We start from the raw sequence: 23,419 nt of genomic DNA on the forward strand, positions 1-23,419 counted from the left end.
GAATCAGTGCATAATATGGATGTAAGGAAAAGCTTGCAAACAATTTTGCTTAAGGAGGCAATTTCCATGAAAGAAAGAGAACGTATTTTAGATTTAGTGAAAAAAGGAATCCTTTCGACTGAAGAAGGCTTAGATTTATTAGAAAGCATGGCAACTGAAAAAGACGAAAAACAAATCAAAAAAGAAGCAGACAAGGTAACTGCTAGTCATAAAGAAAAAGATCAGGCAAGTCAATTGATCGATGAACTTGAAAACGGTGAAGAAAGAATTTCTGAGCCAGTTGATCCAAAAGAAAAAGAAAGACAAGATCAAGAAAACTTAGAAAAGATCTTAGATGAACTAGCAACTGAAGCGAATAAAACTTCGGCGCGTCTAGACGAAGTAAATGCTCAATTTGCTGACAATAAGGCAGCACGTAATGAGAAACAGGAAGCATTGATGCAGCTGAATACAAAAGAAGAATTAGGCGAATTGACAGAAGAAGAATTAGCACAGCGTCAAACGTTAGAAGCAGAAATCAAAGAGTTAGAAGCAACCGGCGATACACTATTAGAAGAACAATTGAAGCTGGAAGCAGAATTAAAAGATATCCGCAAGAACCAATGGTCTGAGAAAAAAGAAACGTTTACGGATAAGTTTGAATTGCCAGATGATTGGAAAGATCAAGCGACAGATACGCTGAATCAAGTAGGCGAAAAAATGTCAGAAGCTGGATCACAGTTAGGCAAATTCTTGAAGAAAACATTCCAAACTGTTTCAGAAACAGTAAATGACAACATGGAATGGAAAGATGTCAGCTTACGTGTCCCTGGAATTGCGACAACGAAATTTGAACACGAATTTTACTATGAAGCTCCTGCAGCAAGTATCCTTGATATCAAGGCAGCAAACGGAAACGTGACGTTAAAAACGTGGGACAGTGATGATGTGAAAGTGGAAGCTAAGATCAAACTTTACGGAAAAATGGGTGCTGAACCATTTGAAGCATTCTCTGAACGGAGCCAGATCGAGGTCAATGAAGATCATATCTCCTTCCAAATTCCAAATAAGCGTGTGCGTGCAGACCTTGTTTTCTACTTGCCTAAACGAGTATACGACCATGCAGCTATCAAACTTCTAAATGGCAACATCATGATTGAGACATTGGAAGCTAAAGATATTTATACAAAATCTACGAATGGGAACATCATCGTGAACCAATTAACTGCAACGATGTTGGAAGTAGAAGGTGTAAACGGCAATATCGATATTCGAAACGGGAACATCTTAGATTCTATTATCGAAACAGTAAACGGCACAGTGACATTTGGTGCCACACCAGAAAACCTTTCTGTGTCTTTAGTAAATGGTGATGTACGTCTTACGATTAAAGAAGATAATTTGAAAAAAGTAGAAGCAAGTTCAGTGAACGGGAATGTCAAAGTTGCTTTACCAGATACCATCGGTTTGGAAGGACACGCTAAAACAAGTCTTGGAAGCATCAACAGCCGTCTGTCCAATTACGAAGTAGTTCGTGAGAAAAAAGAACGGACAAACCAAATGTTGCAATTCCGCCGTGTTTCAGATGATGAGATCGCGCAAGTGCAACTTTCAACGACAACAGGAAGTATCTATTTAAAAGATACAGATAAATAAAGAGGTTGTGAAAGAGATGTTCAGCCTTGAGCAATAAGAAGCGATTTTGTAAAATAGCTTCCCCTATTTTACAAAATTGTGCCTTATTGCCGATAGGCTATCTCTTGAACACCGATTAAGAAGAAGGTTGTCACAACGATTTTCTTCATTTAAAATAGTAGAACAGAGGTGAGACATGATGAAAAAAAAGTTGACAAAATCCAATAAAAATGTTGTTTTGACAGGTACTTTAGCAGGGATTGGGGAATATATCGGGATTGATCCCACTGTTATCCGTGTGCTTTATGTATTCCTAAGCTTAGTTGCTTTTGGAAGTCCAATCATTTTATACATTTTATTAGCTTTGATTATCCCATCTGCGCGTTCTGCACGAACAAACTATGGACATAACAATGCATATTATGAAAAAAACAATTATCGTGAACAAACAAAAAAACGCAAAGAAGCGGAAAAAATCGATGATGACGAATGGAGTGACTTTTAATGTCGTACTTTCAGCGTATTTTGGTTAATACGTTAACATTCATATCGTTGGCTGTTCTTTTTCCTGCGATGGTCCATGTGAGCAGTATTTGGACAGCCGTCCTTGCCAGCTTCGTATTATCTGTGTTGAACATGTTTGTCAAACCGATTTTGACGATCCTGTCCCTGCCCTTTACATTAGTCACATTGGGATTGTTTACGTTTGTTATCAATGCAGCGATTCTTAAAATGACTTCCTTTTTTGTAGGAGCAGAACATTTTAGTTTTTCTTCATTTGGTGCAGCGTTATTCGTAGCTATCTTGATGTCACTTGTCAATGTAATCGTTAGTGAACATAACAGCAGAAAATAAAAAAAGCTGTGCCGAGATCTCGGCACAGCTTTTTTTGTTTAGAACCAAGAATGCGTTTTCTATTACATTGGTAATTAAATAAAAACGTTTTTTTTAATTGGTAGTACTTTTGGCTAGACAATGATAAAATGATAGAGAACACTCTAATAGAAATGAGGTAGCATGAATGTCAGAAGTTGTAAAAGTTAGCCAATTAGTAAAAAAATTATCTTTGGAAATCGTCACAGGCGACGAGAAAAGTTTAGACCGCGTCATCGTGACTGGGGACATCTCACGCCCAGGACTAGAGTTGACCGGTTATTTTAATTATTATTCCCATAATCGTTTACAGCTATTTGGCAGTAAAGAAATCAGTTTTGCGGAACGGATGATCCCAGAAGAGCGTTTGATCATCATGAGAAGATTATGTAGTGAAGATATGCCCGCATTTATTATTTCAAGAGGATTGCCGGCTCCGGAAGAAATGATCCAAGCAGCCAATGAAAATGGGATAGCTGTGCTGCGTTCGCCTATCTCAACGTCTCGGCTGCTAGGTGAATTATCTAGTTATTTAGATGGGCGCTTAGCCCCTCGAACAAGTGTCCACGGTGTGTTAGTCGATGTCTACGGATTAGGTGTACTAATTCAAGGGGACAGTGGGATAGGGAAAAGTGAAACGGCGTTGGAACTGATTAAGCGCGGACATCGATTGATCGCAGACGATCGAGTAGATGTCTATCAGCAAGATGAACTGACGGTAATCGGAGAACCTCCTAAAATCCTGGAACATCTGATTGAGATTCGAGGGATCGGGATCATAGATGTAATGAATCTTTTCGGTGCGAGTGCGGTACGAGGCTCTATGCAAGTCCAGTTAGCTGTTTATCTAGAAGCATGGGCGAAAGATAAGAAATACGACCGTTTGGGTTCTGAAGACACGACCGTTGAAATCGCGGAAGTGGGCATTCCACAAATAAAAATCCCTGTCAAAACAGGACGAAACGTTGCAATCATCATTGAAGTAGCCGCGATGAATTTCCGCGCGCGTACAATGGGCTTTGACGCAACGAAAACATTTGAAGAAAGATTAAGTCGCTTGATTGAAGAAAACTCAGGCAATGACTAGCAAGGAGTGACAATATGTTAGCACAAATCAATCGAGTTGCTTTTGAGCTTGTAGGAATTCCTATCTACTGGTATGCATTGATTATCGTATCAGGAATCATTATTGCCATGTGGCTCAGCAGCAGAGAAGCTGTTCGGGTAGGATTAAAAGCAGATGACGTGACAGATTTTATGTTGTGGGGATTGCCGATTTCCATTATTGGTGCCCGCTTGTATTATGTTTTATTCGATCTTCCCCAATATATAGCTGATCCAATCCAAATATTCAATATCCGTTCAGGAGGATTAGCGATTTACGGGGGATTGATTGCAGGTGCAATCACACTGTACTTTTTTACCAAATATCATTTTATTTCTTTGTGGACCTTTTTAGATATCGCTGCACCAAGTGTATTACTGGCGCAGGCAATCGGACGATGGGGAAATTTCATGAACCACGAAGCGTATGGTCCAGACACGACACGAAGTTTCTTAGAAAGTCTGCATTTACCGCAATTCATCATTGATAACATGTATATCGAAGGGATCTATCGACAACCAACCTTTCTTTATGAATCACTTTGGAGTTTGTTTGGATTTATTCTGCTTTTGGTTTTGCGGAAGAAACCGCATCTTTTGAAAAAAGGAGAAGTCCTTTTATGTTATCTAATGTGGTATAGTTTCGGACGTTTCTTTATCGAAGGATTACGCACAGACAGCCTTTACTTTTTAGGTGTGATCCGCATTTCTCAATTATTGTCTGCTGTTTTATTTGTCGGCACATTGATTCTGTTTATTTGGCGTAGAAAAAAAGGAAATTTACCGGATTATGACCGCTCATTAGGAAAAAATCAACAAATTATTTGATTTTCAGAGCGTTAAAAATGAAAAAAATTTCAGGAGTGGTAAAATGAATTATAGAGTAGCGGTTTTAGGACCAGGCTCTTGGGGGACTGCTTTAGCACAAGTCCTCGCTGAAAACGGACATGACGTTCGGATTTGGGGACATCGTGCTTCACAAGTAGAAGAAATCAACACCCAACACACCAATCAACGTTATTTACCAGATCATCATCTACCCGATTCCATCCGAGCATTCACCGATATGGAAGATGCAGTAAAAGATGCAGATGCGGTACTATTCGTTATCCCGACGAAAGCGATACGTTCTGTTGCAAAAGAACTAGTTGCCAAATTGAATACGAAGCCAGTGATCATCCATGCAAGTAAGGGATTAGAACAGGGAACGCATAAAAGAATCTCTGAAATCTTGTTAGAGGAAATCCCGACAGAAAAAAGAAAAGCTGTTGCTGTTCTTTCTGGGCCAAGCCATGCGGAAGAAGTAGCAAAGCATGACATTACGACGATCACAGCGGCAAGCACAGATGCAAAAGCAGCAAAATATGTACAAGAGCTGTTCATGAACCATTATTTTCGAATCTATACCAACCCTGATGTGATTGGTGTAGAGATGGGGGCAGCTTTGAAAAATATTATTGCCATTGGAGCTGGTGCTATTCACGGCTTAGGGTTTGGCGATAATGCAAAAGCGGCAATCATGACGCGCGGATTAGCTGAGATCAGCCGTTTAGGTGTAGCAATGGGTGCCAACCCGCTGACCTTTATTGGCTTAAGCGGAGTAGGCGATCTAGTCGTTACTTGCACAAGTGTTCATTCCAGAAACTGGCGCGCAGGCAACTTGTTAGGACAAGGACAGCCTCTAGAAGAGGTGCTAGCCAATATGGGAATGGTCGTTGAAGGTGTGAATACTACTCAAGCAGCGATGGAACTAGCCCAAATGATGGAAATCGAAATGCCCATCACTCAAACAATCTATGAAGTGCTGTATGAACAAAAAGAAATCAAAACAGCCGCAAAAGAAATCATGTTACGTGATGGGAAAAAAGAAAATGAATTCTCATTAACAATTTTTTGAAGGAGCGAATGTATATGAAAGTAAAAAAAGCAGTTATTCCAGCAGCAGGATTAGGAACAAGATTTTTACCAGCAACAAAGGCGATGGCAAAGGAAATGTTGCCAATCGTGGACAAACCAACGATCCAATTCATCGTTGAAGAAGCGTTGAAATCAGGAATCGAAGACATCTTGATCGTTACAGGAAAAGCTAAACGACCAATCGAAGATCACTTTGATTCAAATATCGAATTAGAAACAAACCTAAGTGAAAAAGGAAAAACCGAATTATTGAAATTAGTAGAAGAAACGACAGATGTCAACTTGCATTTCATCCGTCAATCTCATCCAAAGGGGTTAGGACACGCCGTTCTTCAAGCAAGAGCCTTTATTGGAAATGAACCGTTTGTCGTTATGCTAGGCGATGATATCATGGAAGACGAAGTACCATTGACACAGCAATTGATCGATGACTATGAACGTACACACGCTTCTACGATTGCCGTTATGCAAGTTCCTCACGATGAAACTTCAAAATACGGAATCATCAACCCAGGGGAAGTACTGGAAGATGGGTTATACAATGTCAAAAACTTTGTTGAAAAACCAGATCCAAGCAAAGCACCAAGTGATTTAGCTATTATTGGGCGTTACTTATTGACTCCAGAAATCTTTGATGTATTATCAGAACAACAACCAGGTGCTGGAAATGAGATCCAACTAACTGACGCAATCGATACGTTGAATAAAACACAACGCGTATTTGCCCGTAAATTCACAGGTAAACGTTATGACGTTGGTGACAAATTTGGTTTTATGAAAACAAGTATTGAATATGGTCTGACACATCCAGAAGTAGGGGCACCTTTGCGTGAATACATCATGTCTTTAGGTAAAACATTAGAAGCAGAAGGAAGCAAGATCGATCATAATCCAAAAGGAATAACAGAAATCAAAGAAGAAAAGAAAAAATAATCATTTTTTTCTAACGAGCTTCAGCTGCTAATTGAATAAAAAGTAGTTGAAGCTCGTTTTTATTTGTTTAAAAAACACGAAAATGCTATCCTTATAGAAAAGAGAGACAAGAAGGGAGTTTGATCATGTCAGGAGGAGAAATTGCAGGATTGATCGCAGCAATCGCCTTTGCGATACTTGTCGTTTTCATCGTTCGCGTATTGTTGCAAGTTTCCAAAACTTTAGAAAAAGTAGACCAGACTGTCGCAGAAGCAAATACGACAATTGAGATCGTCACAAAAGACGTAGATCTTTTATCTAGACAAGTAGAAGGCTTGCTGGTCAAAAGTAATGAGCTGCTCTTGGATATCAATGGAAAAGTCGCAACGATCGATCCATTGTTCACAGCAGTTGCTGATTTAAGTGAAAGTGTATCGGAACTTAATCATTCTAGTAAAAACATCGTGACGAAAGTCGGCGGAATCGGAAAAACGACAGCTAAAGCGACTGTTGCCGGAAAAGTCGGTGGAACAGCGATGAAATTTTTTAAAAACAAAAAACATACTGAAACGATAGGAGGAAAATAAGAATGGCTAAAAAAGGTGGATTTTTATTAGGTGCAGTAGTTGGAGGTACAGCCGCAGCAATCGCCGCATTATTGTTAGCACCCAAATCTGGTAAAGAACTTCGGGATGAATTGGCTGCTCAAGCAGATAATTTGATGGACATGGCTTCAGATTACACAGATATGGCAAAAGAAAAATCAGCTGAGTTAACAGGCATTGCAAAAGAAAAAGCGCAAGATCTTTCTCAACAAGCAGGGGATCTAGCAGGTAATGTTAAGCAAAAGGTAAGTGAATCAGCAGAGGAAGCAGGAAGTGAATCAGATGATATCTTGTTAAACCTCAAAGAACAATCAGCTGATTTATCTAATCGTTTCAAAAAAACAGCAGAAGATCTGAAAAAACCAGCAGACGAATTAGGTAGTATTGCTAAAGATACTTCAGAAGATATCATGATCGATGTAAAAGATGCTGCAGATAAAGCAGGAGAGACGGTCAATGAAGGAATGTCAGAAGCAAAACCAGTTGCAGATGACACAAAAGAAATGTTGAAAATGGCAAAAGAAGATGCAAAAGAAGCTAAAAAAGAAATGAAAGATACAATGACAGATTCGACTACCAATCACTAAGATTACTCATTTCTAGAATAAAAAGGTGAGAGCGGACCAGCTCTCACCTTTTTATTTTCATTACTCTAAAACAAGTAATTCTTTTGGTGTAGTCGTGAATGGCACACAACCATCACTTGTCACATACACACAATCTTCGATACGTACCCCTACTTTTTCAGGAATATAGATTCCTGGTTCAAGAGAGAAGCACATCCCTTCTTCGATCACTAAGTCGTTTCCTTCTACAAGAGAAGGAAATTCGTGGACGGTTGTCCCAATTCCGTGACCTAAACGGTGATTGAAATATTCGCCGTAGCCATAGCTGTTGATCACGTTTCGTGCAATTTGATCAAGTTCACCTGCTGTCACACCTGGGCGAACTGCCTCTTGTGCGGCAAGCTGTGCTTCAAGAGTGATGTTGTAGATTTTTTCTTGGAATTCTGTTGGTTTTTGATAAGCAACTGTACGAGTAGCATCACTGCAATAGCCATTCCAAACAACGCCAAGATCGAATAACACTAGTTCATTTGGTGAAACCTTCGTGCTTCCTGGTGTACCATGAGGGCTTGCAGCATTTGCTCCTGCAAGGACTAAGGTGTCAAAAGACATTTGCGAAACACCTTGTTTTTTTAATTGGTATTCGATTTCTGCGATAATTGCTTGTTCAGTTATGCCTTCTTTTACTGTTTTGAAGCCAATTTCAAAGGCAACATCGGCCCATTTACCAGCTTCGATCAGTTTGTCTTTTTCTTCTACCGTTTTGATCAGTTGCAGACGCTGGATAATAGAAGTTAGATCAGTGTAAGAATCTGTACCTGTCAAGATATCAGAGATAGCATCGAAGCGATCGACAGTCAGAGCATTCTTTTCAATCCCTACATTACCAGGTTGCCCATAGCGTGCGCGAAGCTCTTTTCCGATGATCTCCCAAGGGTTTTCGCTGTCTAAGTAGCCACGTACATCGTACGTCCAGCTGCTGTTTTGAGCATCTTCAACTTCCAGAGCAGGAGTGAAAAGGAAAGGATCTTGTTCAAGAGGGATAAAAAGAGCGAGTACACGCTCGTGAGGATCACTTTCATATCCGGAAAAGTAAGCGATGTGGCCAGGGTCGCTGATATAAGCCAATTCTACTTGGTGTTGTGCCATCCATTGACGTAGTTCATTGATTTTTACGTTATTCATTTGGCAACCTACTTTCTAAATTAATTTTGTATTCAATAATTGTACCACTGATTGATTAAAAGACCAACGTTCTTAAAACTGAAAAAAGTAAAAATTTTCATGAAAACAGAGATAAAACGGTTGCAATTGTTGAGATTATTTGATATCCTATTTTAGAAATGTAAGACGTATTTTCAGAAAACATATAAAATATGAATAGGAGAACACAAATGGAAAAGCAAACAATCACTATCTATGATGTAGCGAGAGAGGCAAATGTTTCGATGGCTACTGTTTCACGTGTCGTAAATGGCAATCCAAACGTCAAACCAGCAACAAGAAAAAAAGTCTTGGAAGTTATTGATCGCTTGGATTATCGTCCAAATGCAGTCGCACGTGGCTTGGCAAGTAAGAAAACAACAACAGTTGGGGTAATCATTCCTGATGTCAGCAATATGTTCTTTGCCTCTTTAGCACGTGGTATCGACGATGTGGCAACAATGTACAAATACAATATCATCTTAGCAAACTCAGATGGCAACGATCAAAAAGAAGTCAATGTATTGAATAATTTATTGGCTAAGCAAGTGGACGGCGTGATCTTTATGGGTCACCATATCACAGACGAAATCCGTGGAGAATTTTCACGTTCAAAAACGCCTGTTGTACTAGCTGGTTCCATTGATCCAGATGAACAAGTAGGTAGCGTAAACATTGATTATGTATCAGCAACAAAAGATGCAGTAAATAAATTAGCAAAAAGCGGCAATAAAAAAATCGCTTTTGTCAGCGGTGCGCTGATTGATCCTATCAATGGTCAAAACCGTTTAAAAGGCTATAAAGAAGCATTAAGCGAAAACAATCTACCATATAGCGAAGGATTAATCTTTGAGGCACAATACAACTTTAAAGATGGTCTGTCTCTAGTTGACCGGATCCATAATAGCGGTGCAACAGCTGTCTATGTTTCAGACGATGAATTAGCCATTGGTATCTTGGATGGTTTATTAGACCGCGGCGTAAAAGTACCAGAAGAATTCGAAATCATCACAAGCAACAATTCTTTACTGACAGAAGTAGCTCGTCCTCGTTTGACAAGTATCACACAACCATTATACGATTTAGGAGCGGTATCCATGCGCCTATTGACGAAAATGATGAATAAAGAAGAAGTCGAAGAAAAAACGATTATCTTGCCTTATGGAATCGAAGAAAAAGGATCAACTAAATAATAAAAGATCAATCATTTAAAGGTTGTTCCAAAAGTTGTCAACTTCTGGAACAACGTTTATTCGAGAAAAGGGGTTATGACAAAATTTTGTCATAACCCCTTTTTTTTGTGACTTTAAAAAAAGAGAGAATGGCGGAAACAAACCTTACGTCCATCGTATACGACACAATCTGTGCGTAGATGCTACATTTTGTTCACTACTATCAAAATTACTTTAAAATGAAAACGTGATAAAAAAGAAAGTAGAAAAGTAGATAAGTAACTCTAAAAAAATTCAAAAAAATCCAAGCCCGATTGCGTACTTATCTTAAAGGAGAAACAATCCATCATACATAACCCGAAAGGAGACTTCTATTTGCCTAAGAAAAGACGAAAGACCATAGTCATCATTTTGACCATTCTTACTATAGGAATCGGAGGAAAATTTTACATGGACAAAAGAGAAGCGCAAAAACAGCGAGATTTACTCGCAGTAGAAAAACAGTCAGTCAAAGTTTTGAAAAATACCTTTGCGGATATCAAGGAAGTGAAGGTAGAAGAATTTAAAAAAAACCCTGTCACCGGAAGTTATGGTGCACTTGTGACAATGACAAATAATGAAGGGAAATCTGTTTATTTTGATTATTTTTTTTCAAAACAAATGAATGAAATTAGCAGTTATGGCGTAGAAAATGAAGAAATACAAAACGAAGGGGTTACTACTCCTAAAATAAGAGTTATTTATTCTAATGGAGAGGCGGAGGAAGTGTGACAGTAAAAGACGAAGAGTATAGATATATAAGTGAACATGTTTATTGGCTAGATCCAAAACATCCTCAATATAGTAAAAGTTACAAAGAAGGCGCCATTAAAAACTTTGGAGAAACAAAATTCCAAATCCTAAAAATCAAAGACTCATTGGATGGCATGCAGGCGATGGCTGCAGCGCCAATCGTCCATAGCAAATTGGAGAAAAAATTTCAAAAATAAAAAAATTCCTGCAAACTTTCGCGTACTTAAATAATGAAGGTGTCAATACTTACATACATAAAAAGAAAGGAGGCACGTTCTTGTCACGGAAAATAAGAAAACGCAGCTTAGCCATTTTGTTAATCGTCATATTAGGAATCGGAGGGAAAGTCTACATGGACAAAAGAGAAGCACAAAGACAGAAAGATTTACTCGCAGTAGAAAAACAGTCCGTCAAAGTTCTGAAAAATACCTTTGCGGATATCAAGGAAGTGAAGATTGAAAAATCTGCTCGAAATGAAATGACGGGTTCATACCGGATAGTTATTCTAATGACTAATAAACAAGATCAATCGATTTATTTTTCTTATAGTTTTTGGAAAGAAAGTAGAACGACGAAAACTCTATCAGCAGCAAGACGAACTAGAACGTTCCTATCGTCAAAAAATCAGACAAATAACTATGGAGAAATCATCTTATGAATGAATTTTTAATGCAATTACTAAAAGAATTAGAGAAAAATCTACATCGATCAAATGTACGTTCAGTTGGTATGGGGATATCTCAGCAAATTTGGGCAGAAAAACGATTGACAGATCAAAACCACCAAATGACTGCAGAAGAAGCTGCTCAAGAATTTTCTAACCGACATGTACACTTGAAAGAATCAGTAAAAGGTCAATTTGCAGAAAAACTAACCGAATTATTCCAAAGACAAGAAAAGAAATTAAAACAGTTTCGTTAGTAAAGTTATATAGAAAAATTTTGTGAAAATGGCTTTTCACATTTTTACATAAATTTGTCTTAATATCGTAGATGCAAGCTTTTGAACACCATTTATTCGGAAAAAGGGAGCTGTGACAAGATTTTTGTCGCAGCTCCCTTTAATTCTGATTAATCTATTAGATCAATCATCTTTATCGTCTGATTCTTTGGTCTCTGGATTCGCTCTAGCATAAGCTGAAGCGGTGTTCCAGTAATCTGTATAGTTTTCATCAGTACCGCCCACGCCGAATTTAAAGGCGCTTTTCTTCGGACCATTTTTTGCCCAAAGTGATTCCACTGTTTTTCCTGGCGTTTGGATGGATTTTTTATTGACAGTAACTTTTCCAGCTGTTTGTCCTGTGAACCCAGATACTTTTTTCTTCATCACATCGGATGATAAGTCAAATTTCTCATCAGTGCCGAAAATCTCAGGGTTTGCTTGGTAAGCTTGATTGATTAGATTGGCAAGATAATTAGCCGAACGTATCCTTGCTTGGCTGTCCATTCCAGTATTGTCATCGTGTCCTGCCCAACTACTGATAGTGATAGATGGAGTTGAGACGATCAGCCATGAATCTCGGTATTCATTGGTAGAACCAGTTTTTCCGACCCAATCTGCTTTTCCTAGATTTCCGTTTAAGCTTGAGATGACATCTTTGAATGGTGTAGTGATTTTTTCATTGATCACACTGCGCATCATGTCATTCATGATCGATGCCGTTGCTTCGGAATAAATACGGACAGAATTACTTTCATGTTTATAAATCACATTACCTGCATTATCTGTGATGGAATCAATGATATAGCCTTCTTCGTAGACGCCACCATTTGCTAAGGCCTGGAATCCATTTGTCTGTTGAAGCGTCGTTACATCTACTGTCCCTAAAGGAGCCGATTCAACGCCCCAATTATCATTTGCTGGGTAGTTCATCTTCGCCAAGTAGTGCTCGTAAGCATATTGTTTCGATCCACCGGAATTCAATACGTCTTGGTATAAGTGATAAGCTGGGATATTGTTGGACCATTCCAGTGACTCACGGACGGTTTGGAAGGTGTTCGACCCTTCATTGGTCGCATTGACGATTTTCTCGCCAGCATTTTCTCCTTCTTGCCAAGTCGTTGCATAATCTGATACACGGGATTCTGATCCGACAAGTCCCATATCGATTGCAGGACCGTAAACAAGAACCGGTTTGATGGATGAACCAGCTTGACGTTCTGTATCAAAGGCGTGGTTATTTTGATTCTGGCTGTAATTCCGGCCACCCACGAATCCATAGATACGTCCGGTTCTGTTATCCATCAATACATTTCCAGTCTCCACTTGGCTACCAGCACCATCATCTAACATATAGCCGTAATTTTCTACGCCGGTTTGCAATGCAGCATAGATATCTTTATCGATCGTCGAATGGATCGTATATCCTTTGTTTTGGATCGTTTGCTGTGCTTTTTGATAATAAGCTTCACTGACCGATGAATCTGAAATATCAGCATTATCTTTTTCTGCCAATTGTTGTGCAATAATCCTTGTTGCTTCGTTCATCACGGTATAATACAAGAATTCTCTGTCAGTCTGTTCCGCGATTTGTTGTGGGAGAAAGTCTTTTGTAAGATCATAGGCTTTCGCTTCTTCGTATTGTTCTTTCGTAATTTGTCCTTCACGGTACATACTGAATAAAACAAAATCTTTTCTGGCAAGACCGGCAGAAAGATCTTCTTTTAGCGCGCCTGTATTCGTGTAGGGACTATACGTGATAGGGCTTTGAGGCAAACCAGCGATATAAGCAGCTTGTGGCAAAGTCACATCTTTTGCATCTACACCAAAGATTCCTCTAGCAGCTTCCTGGACTCCAGCAATATTTTGCCCCTTATTATTCCGACCAAATGGCGAGACATTCAAATACGTAGCAATGATCTCATCTTTTGAAAAGTGTTTTTCTACTTGTGCAGAAAGAACGATCTCGTTTGCTTTACGTTTGAATGTTGTTTCATCGGTTAGGATCTGTTGTTTGACTAATTGCTGTGTCAAAGTGGATCCTCCAGACGAGCCGATGCCAGTAGCTTCTGAAACTAATGCTCGTAAAACAGCTTTAGGGACATAACCTTGGTGTTTATCGAAGTATTCATCTTCTGTACTGATAATCGCGGTTTTCAATAAAGGCGAAATCTTATCAGATGAAATAGTCGTCCGCATCAGATCTGTCTGGATTTTTGATATCTCTGTATTATCTGCATAAACAATCTTTGACGTTTCCGTAATGTTTCCTAGTTCTGTCTGCAGTTCTTTTTTAGTCGGCAATTGTGTGTCTTCGACAAGATAGGCAAAGTAGCCAGCACCTATTCCGATACCTAGAGCTGCGAACAACAAAAGAAGAACAGTAATAAAAACAGTCAATGATTGAAACACTCTAAAAATAATCTTAGGAACAAACCATTTTTCTTTTTTTCTTCTATTCTGTTTTTTTCGAGTATTTTTGCGTGGCAAAAGGGTCACCTCAACTAATGGTTTTATTTCGCTAATTATAGCAAATAATAGGACAAAAAAACAGACAAGGCTGTTTTTGACAGGAATTTCTTTTTCGAATGAGATAAAACGTGAGGAAATGATCTTTTTTATGAAAGAGTTCTTAAGCTTTTCTTTAGAGAAAGTTTCAGTTACTATGGAGAACAGGGCAAAGAAAAACAAACCATTTTCTTTGTACATCATCTTATCAATATATAGGAATTGTTCGAAACAATTGCCTTTCAAGGAGGAATCCATCCATGTTATTAGGCTCACACGTCAGCATGAGCGGAAAGAAAATGCTGTTAGGCGCGGCAGAAGAAGCAGCCAGTTACGGATCTTCGACCTTTATGATCTATACAGGCGCTCCTCAAAATACTAGAAGAAAAGCTATCGAAGAGATGAATATTGATGCCGGAAAAGCATTTATGGCAGAAAACGGACTAACAAATATCGTCGTTCATGCGCCCTATATCATTAATTTGGGAAATACGATCAAACCAGAAATGTTTCCATTTGCTGTACAATTTCTGAGAGAAGAGATTGTTCGTGCGGAAGCTTTAGGTGCTACTCAAATCACCCTTCACCCAGGCGCTCATGTAGGAGCAGGGGCAGAAGCTGGGATTGCTAGAATTATTGAGGGTTTGAATGAAGTTTTGACAAAAGAACAGACGGCACAGATCGCTTTGGAGACGATGGCAGGGAAAGGTACGGAAATCGGTCGAACATTTGAGGAATTAGCGCAAATCATCGATGGAGTAAAATTGAATGAAAAATTATCCGTTACTTTTGATACATGTCATACGAATGATGCCGGATATAATATAAAAGAAGATTTTTCAGGTGTGATGGAAGAGTTTGATAAGGTCATCGGATTAGATCGGCTTAAAGTACTCCATATCAACGATTCTAAAAATCCACAAGGTTCTCATAAAGATCGGCATGCCAATATCGGTTTTGGAACAATTGGATTTGACACATTGAACAAAATCGTCCATGATCCAATGTTTGACAACATTTCGAAAATCTTAGAAACTCCATATGTCGGTAAAGATAAAAAGAAAGCTTACGCACCATATGGAAAAGAAATTGCCATGTTCAAAGCGCAAGCATTCGATCCCGAAGTGTTCCCTGAGTTATTAGCAGAAGAAGTCACACTTTAAGTTTTCTATCTGACAGCAACAAAAAAGGATTGGGCAGTCTGCCTTGTCCTTTTTTGTTTAAGAAACAAAGGAGTGCTTTTTGCAGTCGTTTTCGCCATGCTCCTTTCGCCCCCTCTTTTTAAATTCAGACAAACAGGGTATACTGATAGAAAAGTAAAAAACGAAAAGATTCACAAGCAAGTAGCAAAACGTGATTGAAAGGACGAAAAGATGCTGAACACTTTAAACCCCTTGATCGACCAACTAAAAAAGAAACATACATACTTTATTCTTGGCATAGCCGTATTATTTACAATTATTCGGTTGTATTTATATAGTAAAGCAATCTATGGAACAGATATGTCGGCAACCTATGATGATCAGCTGCTGATTCACTATGCTCAAAATATTTTGGATGGTAAATGGCTAGGGGAGTACACGACTACGACACTTTCAAAAGGGATCTCCTACAGCTTGTTTTTAGTACTTGCACATAAACTGCATCTTTCTTATGCAGTTTTGTTCGGCATGTTCAGTATTCTTGCCAGCATATTGGTTGCACTAGCGTTTAAACCGATCGTGAAGAACAAGTATCTTCTTTTAAGTATCTATTTTTATTTTTTGTTTTCTCCGATTAGTTTTACACATGAGTATTCTACTCGAACGTATCGTAATGCTCTCGTGATCCCGGCTGTTGAGATCATTATCGCTTGTTTACTAGCTATTTATTACCGTAAATATAGTTCCCGCAGAAAATTGCTGCCGTGGTTTTTAGGGCTGGCTGTTTCTTTTCCTTTCTTTTGGTTCATTCGCGAAGATTCCATCTGGCTTCTTCCTTTTACTGTAGTCGCGTTAGGCATCAGTTTCGTTCAGATCTTGCTAGGACAAGACTTTTCTTTCAAAGAAGCAAAGAAGTTAAAAGAACGACCATTTCTCCTTTCGAAACAAGAATGGCTGAAACTTTCATTGTTTTTACTCCCTCTAGTCGGTTTCTCCATCGTCTATCAGTGGATCGAATATAAAAACGAGACAACATATGGTATTGCCACCATCAATGACCGTTCGAGTGGCGAATTTGGACGTTTGATGAAACAGCTGATCCGAATAGATGACGAAACGAACTTAAATAAAGAAAACAGTGAGATATGGGTCTCGCATGCTGCGTTAAATAAAGCATTAGACGCATCTCCTACATTTCATACTGTTTCTACTCGTATTGACGAATTGTATACGACTCATGCGTGGACCCAAGGTGGAAAAGTAAAAGAATTACCAGGAGATATCATTTTTTGGGCATTGCGAGATGTGGTAAGCGAATCTGGTTATTACCAAAACAATGCAAAAGAAACCAATGATTTTTGGAAAAAAGTCAATCAAGAATTAGAAGAAGCCTATCAAAAGGGAACTATCAAAAAGAAAAAAGAATTCTATCTGATGGGATCAGGGGATGGAAAGACGATGAATGATCTGCCAATCGTATTTGCTTTTCTGAAATCAGGATATGCCTATGCATGGCGATACAAAGATTTCCATCAAGGGGGGGATTATAGTTTCGGGACGCAAGAACAAGTCGAACAGGCACAAGAACTATTGAATCTTCCACTAATGGATAATTGGATCGATAGCAGTGATCCGAGAACACCTGATTTCCAGTTGACAAAAACAGCAAAAGTCGCGAATGTCATGATAAAAATTTACCAAGTTTTGGCCATTCCCGTGCTGATTGCTTCAATAGCAGGGATATTACTTATGGTACTAGGAACCGTATTTGCAAAAGCTGATCGTGCCTATTATAGTTCCTCTTTGATTGTAGTCATCGGATTAATACTGACACAATTGGTTTTTCTTTTCGGCGTCTCGTGGTTTTGTTCTTATGCGCCAGAAAAAAAGGATTATTTTTTAAGTGTCTACACTGGCGCAGGTGTGCCATTAACGCAATTCATCGTAGTAACAAGCATGCTAGTTTTCAGTAAATTGAATCTGAAAAAAGCTTTATCTTCTAAATAAAAACATACTAAAAGTAGAGGGGAACATCATTGACGAATGATGTTCCCCTCTACTCTTAGTATGTTTGTGTAAAAGAATCAGTTTCTATTCGATTTCTTCTATCGTTTCTTGCAAACGCTGTTCATATTTTTTGTTTCCTTTATATAAATCACCAATCGTCCATGCCAACAGGAGAAGGACAAGAACAATGATTACATAAGCGATTTGATCAGCCAATGCTAGTTGAGCTGAGGTGGCTTGCTCGCCGAAGAAACTTTCGATTTGACCTGGTAATCCTCGTAAGTTCAAGTAAGTCAGACTAATCACAGAGAACCAGCCAAGTAGTTTTACAACAAATGAATTTTTGAATCGGCTCCCCATCTCCGCTTGGCTATTGGTCATCATCAGTAAAGGAATCATCGAGAATGGCAATGCAAAAGCCAGAAAAACTTGGGATTCATTCATCAAGTTATTCAAAGCGGTATGTTCTTCAATCGTTCCTTTTGTACTTGTAAACAAAACACAAATCAATACAGGAATCACAGAAAGCAATCGTGTGACTAGTCTTCTTAGCCAAATTGGGATACGCATATGGATGAAGCCTTCCATGATGACTTGACCGGTCAACGTACCAGTAATAGTAGAGTTCTGGCCAGAAGCAAGAAGTGCTACAGCAAATAAAGTGGACAAGATACCAGATTTTGCCACAGCAATCAAGATACCATTGCTCATAGCTGATGGATCAGATAAAGCTTCATACAGACCAAAAAAGGAAGGATCTTGGACAGAACCGGTTTTGAATACAGCAACACCCATGATCAATAGCAGTGCATTGACTAGAAAAGCCATTGACAACTGGATATTAGAATCCCAAGTAGAAAAGCGTACCGCTTGTGCTACATCTTCTTCGTCTTGGTGATCGATCTTCCGAGTTTGAGAAACTGCTGAATGAAGATATAAGTTATGCGGCATGACTGTTGCACCAATAATCCCTAAAGCTCCAGTCAGCGGAGTTTCACCGCCGATGACAGGTGAGTCTGAGAATGTATGACTGTTAGGGATAAAGCCGGCAAACAAACTGTGCCAATCAGGGTTAGACAAGCCAACTTGATAGACGAAAACGAATAAAATGACGAAAATCAAGCAGACAACCAAAGCTTCGATTTTACGAAATCCGACTTTTGTCAGCAATAAAAGGACGAAAACATCTAACACAGTGATAAATACGGCAATTACCAATGGAATATCAAAAAGCAGGTAGAGGGCGATTGCTGCACCAATGACTTCTGCGATGTCTGTTGCCATAATGGCTAATTCAGTCAAGATCCATAAAATGACACCCAATGTCTTACTTGTCCGTGCTCGGATTGCTTGGGCCAAATCCATTTGGGTCACGATTCCTAATTTTGCTGCCATATATTGTAAAAGCATAGCAATCAGACTAGACATCAAAATAACTGACATCAATAAATATTGGAAATTTTGTCCACCAGTGATCGAAGTGGACCAGTTACCTGGATCCATATAACCCACTGCTACTAATGCACCTGGTCCAGAGTAAGCAAGAAGTGTTTTAAAAAAACTTTTTCCCTTGGGTACATCCACTGTTCCATTTACTTCAGCTAAAGATAAACCATTTGTATGTTCAATAAGTCGATGCTTATGAAATTGTTTGTTGGATTGATTATTCAAGAAAAAACCACCTTTCCTATTTATCTACGATTACATTCTACACCTCAGAAAGAAAAAATTAAAGAAAAAGATTCGGTATGCCTAATTTTTTTTCGTGGCGTGTCTTGCTGGTTAATGAAAGAAATTTTGTTCTTCTCTAAAAAAACCACTATTTTTTGCATGAAACTAAAGAATACGCCTTTCTTTTTTCAATAAACTTTAGTAAAATAAATCATTGAGAGCAATTCGGAAATAGAAAGGAGAGATTTATATGGTATCAACAGGTATTGTCGTACTTATTGCTATTATTGCTTTGCTAATCGGCGCAGTAGGTGGCTTTTTCCTAGCGCGTAAATATATGAAAGACTATTTAGAAAAAAATCCTCCCGTTAATGAGGACATGTTGCGATCAATGATGATGTCAATGGGGCAAAAACCATCTGAGAAGAAAATTCGCCAGATGATGCAGCAAATGAAGAACCAAGGGAAAAAATAGGTTCTGACCCAAAGACTTTTTGCGGGCTGATTTTTTCAGTCCGTTTTTTATTTCGTAATTTGTTAGACTATTCAGACTATTCAGCAAAAAAGACAAGCACAGACAATCCTATGCTCTTGATAAAGACAAAGGAGGAGTAAAATGTCGATTTTTAGAAAATTAGGTTGGTTTTTTCGACAGGAAAAGAAACATTATTTAATTGGGATTTTCTCCCTATTCGCAGTGGCCTTGGTACAGTTAGTTCCTCCAAAGGTGATTGGGATCATCATTGATGAGATTGCCGATAAAAATTTATCAATAAAGATCATTTCCTGGTGGATCTTATTATTGATCCTTGCAGCTCTCTTACAATATCTTTTTCGTTATATCTGGCGGACGAATATTTGGGGAAGTGCAGCTCGGTTGGAGAAAGAACTTCGGCAGCAGCTATTCAAACATTTTACAGAAATGGACAATCTCTTTTACCAAAAATATCGGACTGGAGATTTGATGGCTCATGCAACGAATGATTTGAATGCAATCCAGAATGTAGCAGGAGCTGGTATCTTGACCTTTGCAGATTCAGTGATCACGGGCGGAACAACGATCATTGCGATGATTTTGTTTATTGATTGGCGCTTAACACTGATTGCGCTGATTCCTCTGCCTTTGCTAGCCGTTACTTCACGAGTGCTGGGGTCAAAACTCCACGATGCTTTTCGTGATTCGCAAGAAGCTTTTTCTAGTATCAATGATAAGACACAAGAAAGTATCACTGGGATCAAAGTCATTAAAACATTTGGACAAGAAAAAGAAGATCTCGCGGATTTTGAAGAAAAGATTGAAGATGCAATTATTAAAAACAAACGAGTCAATTTTTTAGACTCCTTATTCGATCCATTCATTACCTTGATTATCGGTCTGTCTTATGTTGCAACAATTATTTTAGGTGGAAAGTATGTCTTGGAAGGCACGATCTCGATCGGGCAGATGGTCTCATTTATTAGCTATATCGGTATGCTTGTTTGGCCGATGTTTGCGATTGGTCGATTGTTCAACGTATTGGAAAGAGGAAATGCTTCTTATGATCGCGTCAATGAACTTTTGCATGAAAAGACGCATATCGTGGAACAACTGGGTGCAGTGCAGACCCCGGCAAAAGGCGAGCTGAATGTAGCTATTTCCTCTTTTAACTATCCGAAAGAAGAATCACCAGCATTAGAACAAATCAAATTTGTGATCCAAGAAGGAGAAACATTAGGTATTGTTGGGAAAACTGGTGCGGGAAAAACGACAATCATCAAATTACTGATGCGTGAATACGATGATTATCAAGGAAAAATCCAATTTGGCGGACGTTCGATCAAAGAATATTCATTGAATGCTTTATTAGGATCAATCGGCTATGTGCCTCAAGATCACTTCTTGTTTTCGATGACCATTCGAGATAATATCCGTTTTTCTAATCCAAAACTTTCAGAAGAAGAAGTAGAGCATGCGGCTTCTTTAGCATTTATCAACAATGAAATCAAGGAATTGCCAAAAGGTTATGATACCTTAGTTGGAGAACGTGGAGTCTCTTTATCTGGCGGACAGAAACAAAGGATTTCGATTGCTCGAGCATTGATCAAAAATCCTGAATTGCTGATCTTAGATGATGCACTTTCTGCAGTAGATGCCAAAACAGAAGAAGCTATCTTGCATAATTTAAAAGAAATAAGAAAAGAGAAAACAACCATCATTGCAGCTCACCGTTTAAGCAGCGTGATGCATGCAAAAGAAATCATTGTTGTCGATCAAGGGAAAATCATTGAACGAGGAACCCATCATGAGCTGCTTGCATTAGGCGGCTGGTATGAACGAATGTGGGAGAAACAGCAATTAGAAGCGAAGATAGAAGGAGGCGAGGCCTGATGGATGAAAATTATCAATCGGAATGGACAAAATCGATTCCACTTAAAGAACAGAAGAAGATCATCAAACGACTGATGAAGTTCGCCAAACCTTTTAGAAGAACGTTCATCGTTGCTATCTTATTTGCGTTTGCCCTGTCTGTGATCAATGTCCTATTGCCAAGGATCATCCAAACTTTTATGGATGATCATCTGGCTAAACAGTCGGCTACGACACAAGTTATTTTGTTTTTTGCTGGTATGTACTTGTTTGGAGTCATAGTCAAAAGTATCATTTGGTTTTTCCAATGGTATTTGTATTCCATGGCTTCATTGAAGACCTATCAGTATGTTCGGGTAAGATTATTTGAAAAGCTGCATACACTAGGTATGCGTTATTTTGATCAGACACCGGCAGGATCGACTGTTTCTCGAGTGACAAATGACACAGAAACGCTATTTGAATTTTGGTATGTCTTTTTGATGGTATTGACTGGGATCTTTGCAGTCGTTTCTTCCTTCATTGCCATGTTTCAAATCAATGGAGAAATTGCCTTGTGGACTTTGGTGTTCTTGCCGATTTTAGGAATCGTCATCTGGTATTACCAGAAATTTAGTTCTCGTATTTACCGGAATATGCGGGAAAAATTAAGTCAGCTGAACACGAAATTGAATGAATCGATTTCCGGCATGCGTATTATCCAGCAGTTTCGCCAAGAAGCTCGTTTAGCTAAAGAATTTGAACAAGTGAACAACGAGTATTTAGACACGCGCTATGCGATGATCAAAACGAATTCGATTCTGTTAAGTCCGATCATCAATTTTCTATATGCATTGGCGATTGCGTTGGCGTTGACTTTGTTTGGGATCGATGCGTTGCATTCTCCCGTAGAAGTTGGACTGATCTATGCATTTACGACCTATGTCCAGGGATTTTTTAATCCAATGTCTCAAATGATGGACTTTTTGAGCACCTTTACAGATGGAATGGTTGCCGGTAGTCGCATTTTGAAAATCATGGATACAGAAGAATATGCACCGCAACAAAATCCTGGAGCAGATCAAGCGATTACTTCAGGTAAGATCGAGTTTCGCAATGTAAGCTTTTCTTATGATGGAGAGCACAATGTATTGAACAATATCTCTTTTGTCGCTAATCCGGGAGAGACCGTTGCATTAGTGGGGCACACCGGAAGCGGAAAAAGCTCGATCATCAACGTATTGATGCGGTTTTACGAATTTTATGAAGGCCAGATCTTGATTGATGATCATGACATTCGAGAATATCCAATGGAAGAGTTACGTAAGAAAATGGGATTGGTCTTGCAAGATGCCTTCTTGTTTTATGGAGATATCGCAGGAAATATCCGGATGATGAATCCAGCTATCACAGACGAACAGATTCGCCATGCAGCTGAGTTTGTTCAAGCAAACAAGTTCATCGATGAATTACCAAAAGGATATCACTCAAAAGTGATCGAACACGGTGCCAGCTATTCTAGCGGACAACGACAGCTGATCACTTTTGCGCGAACAATCGTGACAGATCCTAAAATACTAGTATTGGATGAAGCGACAGCAAATATCGATACTGAAACAGAAGAATTGATCCAAGAAGGATTGACAAAAATGCGACAAGGACGGACAACGATTGCGATTGCCCATCGGCTGTCCACGATTCGGGATGCAGAATTGATTTTAGTTTTAGACAAAGGTCATATAGTAGAACGCGGGAATCATGAAACACTTCTAGCGCAAAATGGTTTGTATGCAGATATGTACAAACTGCAAAGCAGTGGTGTGTAAAAAGTGGTTGTGACAGGGCTCCGTTCAGCTTTAGGTGATAAGAAAAAAATTGTAAAAAAGGCTTTCCAGATTTTTGCATAAATTTGGCTTATCACCGATAAGCTGGTACTGGAACATCGTATATTAGAAGTTGTGACAGTAGCATAGTAGCATTTTGACCTAAGCGCTAGAGTGAAAATAAAACAGAGCTTCCCAGATTCTTCATCTGTGAGCGGTAGTGTCGTAGTCACCAGATTTAAAAA

21 protein-coding genes and 1 pseudogene are annotated in these 23,419 nt (G+C 38.9%); 19 read left to right on the forward strand and 3 right to left on the reverse strand.

Features of this window, described 5'->3' with window-relative positions; all coding sequences use genetic code 11:
- The first annotated feature begins 66 nt into the window (after nucleotides 1-66).
- From liaX to IGK53_RS03895, 9 genes are all read left to right on the forward strand, one after another.
- Nucleotides 67-1,635 (forward strand): daptomycin-sensing surface protein LiaX, encoded by a 1,569-nt coding sequence (liaX, locus tag IGK53_RS03855; RefSeq protein ID WP_002292753.1) that lies wholly within the window; start codon nucleotides 67-69, stop codon nucleotides 1,633-1,635.
- A gap of 175 nt (nucleotides 1,636-1,810) precedes the next feature.
- Entirely contained in the window at nucleotides 1,811-2,119 is a 309-nt protein-coding gene (locus IGK53_RS03860; RefSeq protein WP_002292752.1) for a PspC domain-containing protein, read from the forward strand.
- On the forward strand, nucleotides 2,119-2,469 hold the full coding sequence (locus IGK53_RS03865) for a phage holin family protein (protein ID WP_002303620.1): 351 nt from the start codon (nucleotides 2,119-2,121) through the stop codon (nucleotides 2,467-2,469). Before IGK53_RS03860 ends, IGK53_RS03865 begins: the two co-directional genes overlap by 1 nt.
- A 166-nt stretch (nucleotides 2,470-2,635) precedes the next feature.
- Nucleotides 2,636-3,574 (forward strand): HPr(Ser) kinase/phosphatase, encoded by a 939-nt coding sequence (gene hprK, locus IGK53_RS03870; protein ID WP_002289568.1) that lies wholly within the window; start codon nucleotides 2,636-2,638, stop codon nucleotides 3,572-3,574.
- Nucleotides 3,575-3,588: 14 nt separating this feature from the next.
- Nucleotides 3,589-4,419, forward strand: coding sequence for a prolipoprotein diacylglyceryl transferase (lgt, locus tag IGK53_RS03875; protein WP_002291644.1), 831 nt, complete (start codon nucleotides 3,589-3,591; stop codon nucleotides 4,417-4,419).
- Between the two features lie 43 nt (nucleotides 4,420-4,462).
- A complete protein-coding gene (locus tag IGK53_RS03880) occupies nucleotides 4,463-5,488 on the forward strand; it encodes an NAD(P)H-dependent glycerol-3-phosphate dehydrogenase (protein ID WP_002340896.1) in 1,026 nt (341 codons plus the stop codon).
- 14 nt (nucleotides 5,489-5,502) lie between these two features.
- Nucleotides 5,503-6,441, forward strand: coding sequence for a UTP--glucose-1-phosphate uridylyltransferase GalU (gene galU / locus IGK53_RS03885; protein ID WP_002291647.1), 939 nt, complete (start codon nucleotides 5,503-5,505; stop codon nucleotides 6,439-6,441).
- Nucleotides 6,442-6,566: 125 nt separating this feature from the next.
- Nucleotides 6,567-7,007, forward strand: a complete 441-nt coding sequence (locus IGK53_RS03890) for a DUF948 domain-containing protein (protein ID WP_002291648.1) — start codon at nucleotides 6,567-6,569, stop codon at nucleotides 7,005-7,007.
- A 2-nt stretch (nucleotides 7,008-7,009) separates the two neighbouring features.
- Nucleotides 7,010-7,612, forward strand: a complete 603-nt coding sequence (locus IGK53_RS03895) for a YtxH domain-containing protein (protein WP_430605007.1) — start codon at nucleotides 7,010-7,012, stop codon at nucleotides 7,610-7,612.
- Nucleotides 7,613-7,672: 60 nt separating this feature from the next.
- Here IGK53_RS03895 and IGK53_RS03900 read toward each other — a convergent pair whose 3' ends face one another.
- Complete coding sequence (locus IGK53_RS03900; protein WP_002329485.1) at nucleotides 7,673-8,776, reverse strand: aminopeptidase P family protein; 1,104 nt, start codon at nucleotides 8,774-8,776, stop codon at nucleotides 7,673-7,675.
- Between the two features lie 209 nt (nucleotides 8,777-8,985).
- Here IGK53_RS03900 and ccpA point away from each other — a divergent pair, with 209 nt between their 5' ends.
- The 5 genes and pseudogenes from ccpA (at nucleotide 8,986) to IGK53_RS03925 (ending at nucleotide 11,679) form a co-directional block, all read left to right on the forward strand.
- On the forward strand, nucleotides 8,986-9,987 hold the full coding sequence (ccpA, locus tag IGK53_RS03905) for a catabolite control protein A (protein WP_002291653.1): 1,002 nt from the start codon (nucleotides 8,986-8,988) through the stop codon (nucleotides 9,985-9,987).
- 354 nt (nucleotides 9,988-10,341) lie between these two features.
- Complete coding sequence (locus tag IGK53_RS03910) at nucleotides 10,342-10,737, forward strand: hypothetical protein (RefSeq protein WP_016629163.1); 396 nt, start codon at nucleotides 10,342-10,344, stop codon at nucleotides 10,735-10,737.
- Nucleotides 10,734-10,989: pseudogene (locus IGK53_RS03915) on the forward strand (hypothetical protein). The gene IGK53_RS03910 and the pseudogene IGK53_RS03915 overlap by 4 nt, the downstream one beginning before the upstream one ends.
- Before the next feature lie 46 nt (nucleotides 10,990-11,035).
- Complete coding sequence (locus tag IGK53_RS03920) at nucleotides 11,036-11,416, forward strand: hypothetical protein (protein WP_002291659.1); 381 nt, start codon at nucleotides 11,036-11,038, stop codon at nucleotides 11,414-11,416.
- Nucleotides 11,413-11,679 carry a hypothetical protein gene (locus tag IGK53_RS03925; RefSeq protein ID WP_002305583.1) on the forward strand — a complete coding sequence of 89 codons (267 nt, stop codon included), beginning with the start codon at nucleotides 11,413-11,415 and terminating at the stop codon, nucleotides 11,677-11,679. Before IGK53_RS03920 ends, IGK53_RS03925 begins: the two co-directional genes overlap by 4 nt.
- Nucleotides 11,680-11,841: 162 nt before the next feature.
- On the opposite strand, the gene IGK53_RS03930 is transcribed toward IGK53_RS03925, so the two are convergent.
- Complete coding sequence (locus IGK53_RS03930; protein WP_002329483.1) at nucleotides 11,842-14,187, reverse strand: transglycosylase domain-containing protein; 2,346 nt, start codon at nucleotides 14,185-14,187, stop codon at nucleotides 11,842-11,844.
- Between the two features lie 278 nt (nucleotides 14,188-14,465).
- Here IGK53_RS03930 and IGK53_RS03935 point away from each other — a divergent pair, with 278 nt between their 5' ends.
- Both IGK53_RS03935 and IGK53_RS03940 read left to right on the forward strand, forming a co-directional pair.
- Nucleotides 14,466-15,368: a deoxyribonuclease IV gene (locus IGK53_RS03935; protein WP_002335980.1), complete on the forward strand. Its 903-nt coding sequence runs from the start codon at nucleotides 14,466-14,468 to the stop codon at nucleotides 15,366-15,368.
- A gap of 210 nt (nucleotides 15,369-15,578) precedes the next feature.
- Complete coding sequence (locus IGK53_RS03940) at nucleotides 15,579-17,354, forward strand: hypothetical protein (RefSeq protein WP_002335979.1); 1,776 nt, start codon at nucleotides 15,579-15,581, stop codon at nucleotides 17,352-17,354.
- A gap of 84 nt (nucleotides 17,355-17,438) precedes the next feature.
- Here the strand turns inward: IGK53_RS03940 and IGK53_RS03945 are convergent, their stop codons facing one another.
- Nucleotides 17,439-19,025 carry an Nramp family divalent metal transporter gene (locus IGK53_RS03945; protein ID WP_002320293.1) on the reverse strand — a complete coding sequence of 529 codons (1,587 nt, stop codon included), beginning with the start codon at nucleotides 19,023-19,025 and terminating at the stop codon, nucleotides 17,439-17,441.
- A gap of 250 nt (nucleotides 19,026-19,275) precedes the next feature.
- Between IGK53_RS03945 and IGK53_RS03950 the strand changes: the two genes are divergently transcribed.
- From IGK53_RS03950 to IGK53_RS03960, 3 genes are all read left to right on the forward strand, one after another.
- On the forward strand, nucleotides 19,276-19,500 hold the full coding sequence (locus tag IGK53_RS03950; RefSeq protein ID WP_002291670.1) for a YneF family protein: 225 nt from the start codon (nucleotides 19,276-19,278) through the stop codon (nucleotides 19,498-19,500).
- A gap of 141 nt (nucleotides 19,501-19,641) precedes the next feature.
- Complete coding sequence (locus tag IGK53_RS03955) at nucleotides 19,642-21,393, forward strand: ABC transporter ATP-binding protein (RefSeq protein ID WP_002291671.1); 1,752 nt, start codon at nucleotides 19,642-19,644, stop codon at nucleotides 21,391-21,393.
- On the forward strand, nucleotides 21,393-23,177 hold the full coding sequence (locus IGK53_RS03960; RefSeq protein ID WP_142658292.1) for an ABC transporter ATP-binding protein: 1,785 nt from the start codon (nucleotides 21,393-21,395) through the stop codon (nucleotides 23,175-23,177). The genes IGK53_RS03955 and IGK53_RS03960 overlap by 1 nt, the downstream gene beginning before the upstream one ends.
- The last annotated feature ends 242 nt before the right edge of the window (nucleotides 23,178-23,419 follow it).

Origin of the sequence: Enterococcus sp. DIV1224 (genome assembly GCF_050555455.1) — a bacterium.
GTDB lineage: Bacteria > Bacillota > Bacilli > Lactobacillales > Enterococcaceae > Enterococcus_B > Enterococcus_B lactis.